This is a genomic window from Moraxella sp. CTOTU48717, from assembly GCF_032057165.1.
Lineage (GTDB): Bacteria > Pseudomonadota > Gammaproteobacteria > Pseudomonadales > Moraxellaceae > Faucicola > Faucicola tetraodonis.
Map to the genome: position 1 here is coordinate 64,076 of NZ_DAMBBC010000015.1, position 6,000 is coordinate 70,075.

Here is a 6,000-nt window from a genome sequence, read left to right on the forward strand (position 1 = left end):
CCTATGAGTCTTGTTAGATTATAATCAAAGTTGTCTGAGGCAACAATCGTGTTTCAACAAATATCTATGGGTCGTCGTATGTAATTTAAACCCGTCAAACATATCAGTATGGGTAAAGGGTAAACAGATGAATTATTTAGGTTTTCTTTGTTTGGGCTTAGGGATTTTGACATTGGTCGCGGGTATGCTATGTTTTTTATTATCTAAAGTCAGTAAGGAGCCGCCTGTCAGGTATAAAACCCAACGCATTGCGATGGTGCTGTTGCCACTGGCGATTGTACTGATTAGTATCGGACTTAAATTTAGTATGAGTGTGGTGAATCCTGAGGTGTAAATAACTAGCTTTGCTAACTAAGCCTGATAAATAGACCTGGCAACTAGACCTGGCAACTGGTCTTAACTAAAAAATGGAAAATGCAAACATATAACAAAGGTCAGCCTAATATAAGCTGACCTTTAACCTAAATTAACCTAAATTCAAAACAATTAATTTGGCTTGACCGCGACTAGCACACGAATACTATCAGGAATTAAGGATAAATGACCCAGTGCATATAAGCCCTGTTCTTGCAAACGTTTTAATTGATTGATTTCTGCGTCCCGTACATTCGGATTGATGGATTGCAAATATTGCAGGCGCTCCACTTCACGCTCATAGCGCTGGTTAAATACCTCTTTGGCTTGCTCACTTATCGCAGGTAATTGCTGGTTTGCCAATGCTACTGCTTGCTCATAGCGCACTTCGATGATGTCTTTACGCGCTTTGATGACTTGACGCGCTCGGGTTTTATCCAAACGATGAATATGCGACACAATCATATCAGGCGCAATTTTATCGCTAAAATCAGTGCCTTGCTGGCTTAAAAACACCCGAATAAGCGGCTTTGGCAAAAATGCGGGTAAATTAAGGAGCTTTGGCGCAATCGCTTCAACACGAAAATTAACTTCGACCAAGACCAGGCCTTCAGGCATGGCATTACTTTGTAAAGTTGCAACCGTGGTATTACCAAACGTGCCTGCGTTGACTGTTTCAAAGATACTTTGCATCAAAGGATGCTCATAAGTCATAAATTCCATGTCTTCGCGTAGTAACGCTTGGTCACGCTCAAAAGTCAAGGTCATACCATCTTCAGGGACTGCCAGTCCTTGCACTTGTACTTCATCGCTCGGATGTAGCATCAATGAGCCGTCACGCTGTCCACTATATTCCATATTGATGGACGACATAAAGCGTTCAAACAAACGTGGCAACATGTGGGTATCATCAAAATCTCGCATGGTGTAAGCGATTTTACTGGCGACACGCGGGCGACAAGAATTATATTCAAGCAGTCTGTCACGCCCTGCTTGCATGGCTGCTTCTAGTGCGAGACGCTGGGCTTTGCCTTCTTCAATCAACTGATCTAACGTAATTTCTTGACCCTCATCTTCGACTTTTTGCCCTTCAAGCAGCGGTTTTAAATCCACAATAAACTGCTCTTGAACGGTTTGCGCCGTGGGTGAGATTTGGTTAAAAATGTTTAGCGCTTCGTTATACCAGCGGTACATACGTTCAGTTGCCGTGCCTTCGACAAAAGGCACATGAATGGTAATCTCGTTTTGCTGACCGATACGGTCAAGGCGGCCAATCCGCTGCTCTAATGTATCAGGATTGGCGGGCAAATCAAACAGCACCAAATCGCTGGCAAATTGAAAATTACGCCCTTCAGAGCCAATTTCAGACGCCAACAATACTTGCGCGCCTTCAATATCGGCAAAATATGCCGCCGCTTGGTCGCGCTCAAGTAAGGTCATTTGCTCAGTAAAAATCGCGGTTTTAATGCCCGCATGCAATCGTAATACTGCCTCTAAACTCTCGACCGTTGCCCCACTGCGCGCAATCAGCAGCACCTTTTGATGTTTTAAGGTGTTTTTAAGCAAATCAACCAGCCAAGGCACCCGCGGGTCTTGTTCCAGCCAACTGCCATCGGGCTGTAACTCTTCTGGCCATAATTGTTCGCGCAATTTACCTTGGGTGTGATAACTGTCTTGCCAACTTATCGGTAGCGGCAGCGGATACGCCATTGAGCGCCGACCTTTGAAGCCAGAAATAAGCTCAGACACGCTCTCACGGGTGTTGCGAAATAGCACACGACCAGTACCATGACGATCTAACAATTCATTGATGGCGCGCGCACGACCTTGCTCGTCATCACTGATGTCGTGACCTAACAACTGAGCTAACGCTGATTTTTGGTTATCTGACAGCGATTGGTCACTCAATAACACCTCAGCAATTGCTGCGGTTTGCGCAAAATTTTCTTCTGCATCGATAAAGTCGTCTAAATCATTAAAACGATTGGGATCTAACAATCGTAACCGCGCAAAATGGCTTTCTAAACCTAACTGCTCAGGGGTTGCTGTGAGTAACAAAACACCTGCGGTTTGTTCAGCCAAATCTTCAACCAAATCGTATTTGTCATTGCCCCCTTGCTCACTGTCCCAATGCAGATGGTGCGCTTCATCCACAACCAGCAAATCAAACCCCGCTTCCAAGGCTTTTTCATGCAAATCTTCATGGTCGAGTAGCAAATCGATACTGGCAATAATCAACTGCTCAGTCGTAAAAGGATTTTGCTCAGGGTCATGCTCTGCAATCGCTGCGGTTCTGACCAAATCAAAAATAGCAAATTCAAGATTAAAACGACGACGCATTTCAATCATCCATTGGTACTGCAAACTATCAGGTACCAAAATCAAAATACGCTCAGATTTGCCGGTGATGAGTTGCTGGTGAATAATGAGACCCGCTTCAATCGTCTTGCCAAGCCCTACCTCATCGGCAAGCAGCACGCGCGGCGCGATACGTTTACCTACTTCATGGGCGATATACAGCTGATGCTCAATAATATCGACACGTGCACCCATCAAGCCTCTTAGTGGATGAGACGCCAAATAGGCTTGGGTACGCAGTAGCTCTTGGCGCAGTTCGTACCAATCATTTTGGTGGATACGACTGGCAAGCAAGCGCTCAAGTGGTTTTGCCAAATTAATATTAGCCGCAAGGCGCGTTTCCATAATCGCACGGTCATGACCTTCAACCGAGTATTTATAGACGCCATTGGTCTCTTCAAAATCGCTGACCACATACGATGCGCCATCTTGGTCATGTATGGTATCCCCTGCTTTGAAAGTCACACGCGACAAAGGCGCCGATGTCTTGGCATACACACGCGTTTCTTCACTTTGCGGGAACAAAATATGCACGCAGCGTTCATCAACGAGCACGACGACGCCCAGCCCCAATTCATTCTCTGTATCCGACAGATAACGTTGTCCAATCGCAAAATCAGTCATACCGCTTAACCATGCTTCCAAATTAGAAATTTAAATGATGAAAAGTAAAACTGTTTATGATAGCAAAAATTACATTTTCAAGTGAATGATTTTGTTGATAGCGGCTGTTTACTCACTCATCATTCGCTACCAACGGACTGACGACTGGCATACCTTCGTTCATGAGCGCTTGTGTGAGCATCTCAATATTATACACCGCGTGACCTTTTACCGTATTTTCAAAGTAAATATACAAGGTATCAAAATTGGCTTGTTGATTGGCAATGGTCTTTGCCCAAGCTTGCATTTCTGTATCCCTGTATCGATAATCATGCCGCTCGGCCGCCGAATGGGCATCCCACCAGTCTAAGTTTTGCCCATGCATGCGTAAATAACCGATGCGGCTAGTAAATAACAGCCGACTGGGCGGTAAACCATGGATATTTGGATAGTCCACACTACACCAAATCAAATTTTGCTGCTGAAAACTGGCGTAAACTTGCGGGATATGCCAGCTTTGGTGGCGAAACTCTATCGCCAATGGCAACCCATCAAACCAACTGGTCAAGGTTGCCAAATACTGACGATGTGCCACCGTTCTATCAAAACCATGCGGAAATTGAATCAATAACGCAGCCAAACAATCTGCCGCTAAAATAGGTTCAATCGCCTGCAAAAAAGCTTGCGCGGTCTCTGCAGTGGCGGTTAATCGGTGGGTAAAATCTTGGTGAATCTTAATCGAAAATTTTAGCTGCCCATTGGATTTTTTGAGCATACCTTCATACGCTTTTCGACCTAAAGGCGCATAAAAGCTACTATTGATTTCAACAGTGGCATAATGACGACTATACTCGGTTAAAAATTCGGTTTTTTTGGTGTCAGCAGGATACAGGATTCCCAAAAAATCCGTATCACTGTATCCCCCTGTTCCGATATAGATGCTCATAGAAAATTGGTTCTACTTAATTGCAAAATTAGCCCAGCATTGATTAATAGAAATTAATAAAAGTCGTATATAGCGCCATCATCCATAACAAAAACAGCATCGTCAAGGCTAATAGCTGCGCGGCAGAACCTACATCTTTACCAATCTTTGCCAACGGATGACGTTCTGTCGATGTATGGTCAATTGACGCTTCAATACCGGTATTAAACAACTCGACGATCAGAGAAAAAAACGATGAAAACACCAATATCATTTTAATCGGCATCATAAAAGGTAAAAAAATCAGCACAACTAATAAAATGCTATTGAGCCATGCAACCTGTCGAAAAGCCGCTTCATTTTGATATGCCGCAACTAAACCATCTTTCGAGTAACCTGCGGCATTGATGATACGTTTGAGACCCGTTTTTCCCTTGGTCTGCGCGGCATACCCATCTAAATGGTTGGCTAAATGGCTAGCAAACTTATCAGGACGCTGATTTGAACTAGGTGATGTCATGATGGTAATGGGTTATAAAAATTTTCTCATTCTACCATAGATTAATCCTATAATTTTCACAATATCTACTGCCGCGAGCATTGATAGCCGTTGATAAACAAGCTTTGAATCATGCGAATTTAAGTGCAAATAAAATCTATAAATATTGATTGCCATTTTAATGATAATGGCATAAATTCTAAGCCTTCTGCTATTTTTTTGCAGCAATCACTCCACCTTGCATTTTTTAGTTAGTGTTGTCACCTTATTTGATGAAGAATCTATGATGAAATTACGCGCCACTTGCCAACTCGATTATCACTTTTCTCAGCCAACCCCTGCGGTGTTTCTACTACGACCGCAATCAGGGTTAGCACAGCACATCACTCAAGAAGAATGGCAAGTCACGCCACCCCTAGCAGTTACAAGCTATAACGACAATTTTGGTAACTTATGTGACAGGGTTTTATTTCCGATGGGGGATTACCAAGTTAGCCTAACAGTTGAGCTATATACTAGCGAATGGATAGACGTCGCACCCGGTATGCCAAAAACACCGATTGAGCAACTGCCTTCAGATACAATGGTATATTTGTTACCCAGTCGCTATTGTCTGCCAGAATTTCTACTTCAAGAAGCCCAAATGATAACCCAAGATTTTGCCGACGGTTATGACAAAGCAGCGGCAATTTGCAACTATATTTACCAAAACTTTACTTATCAATATGGTAGCAGTACAGCAGAGACCACAGCACTAGATACGTGGCAGCATAAAAAAGGCGTCTGTCGTGATTTTGCCCATTTGGGCATCAGTCTATCACGGGCATTAGATATGCCGGCTCGCATGGTAGTTGGCTACTTATATCAACTTGACCCAATGGACTTACATGCATGGTATGAGGTTTTTATTGGCGATCGATGGTACACATTTGACGCCACGCAATCTGCGCCAAAAGGCGGTCGTGTGATTTTAGGTTATGGAAGGGATGCTGCGGATGTTGCTTTTGCGACTTTCTTCGCGCCATTTGAATTAAAAGATATGAAAGTTAACGTAGAAAAAATCGACTGATTTTAGTATGAATCTTCAAAGTGGAAGCCTTTATTAAAAGGCTTTCATGCCAATTTTTCAACCTCAATATGCAAAATTTCCTTGGGAATTTCAAAGACCAAAAAAAAACACCCCCTTTAAACGAATAAAGAGGGTGGTTTGGAATAGGGAGCTGACGATGACCTACTCTCACATGGGCGAACCACACTACCA

The 6,000-nt window shown here is 43.4% G+C and carries 5 protein-coding genes; 2 read left to right on the forward strand and 3 right to left on the reverse strand.

Features of this window, described 5'->3' with window-relative positions; genetic code table 11:
• Positions 1-127: 127 nt before the first annotated feature.
• On the forward strand, positions 128-334 hold the full coding sequence (locus tag RT084_RS09575) for a hypothetical protein (protein WP_060994499.1): 207 nt from the start codon (positions 128-130) through the stop codon (positions 332-334).
• A gap of 152 nt (positions 335-486) precedes the next feature.
• On the opposite strand, the gene rapA is transcribed toward RT084_RS09575, so the two are convergent.
• The 3 genes from rapA to RT084_RS09590 form a co-directional block, all read right to left on the reverse strand.
• Entirely contained in the window at positions 487-3,336 is a 2,850-nt protein-coding gene (rapA, locus tag RT084_RS09580; RefSeq protein ID WP_313099578.1) for an RNA polymerase-associated protein RapA, read from the reverse strand.
• A gap of 112 nt (positions 3,337-3,448) precedes the next feature.
• Positions 3,449-4,261, reverse strand: coding sequence for a DUF72 domain-containing protein (locus RT084_RS09585; protein WP_219332154.1), 813 nt, complete (start codon positions 4,259-4,261; stop codon positions 3,449-3,451).
• Positions 4,262-4,304: 43 nt separating this feature from the next.
• A complete protein-coding gene (locus RT084_RS09590) occupies positions 4,305-4,760 on the reverse strand; it encodes a diacylglycerol kinase (RefSeq protein WP_007115648.1) in 456 nt (151 codons plus the stop codon).
• Between the two features lie 262 nt (positions 4,761-5,022).
• On the opposite strand from RT084_RS09590, the gene RT084_RS09595 reads away from it, so the two are divergent.
• The gene (locus tag RT084_RS09595) at positions 5,023-5,808 is read left to right on the forward strand and encodes a transglutaminase-like domain-containing protein (RefSeq protein ID WP_203172392.1); all 786 of its coding nucleotides are present in this window, start codon (positions 5,023-5,025) and stop codon (positions 5,806-5,808) included.
• The last annotated feature ends 192 nt before the right edge of the window (positions 5,809-6,000 follow it).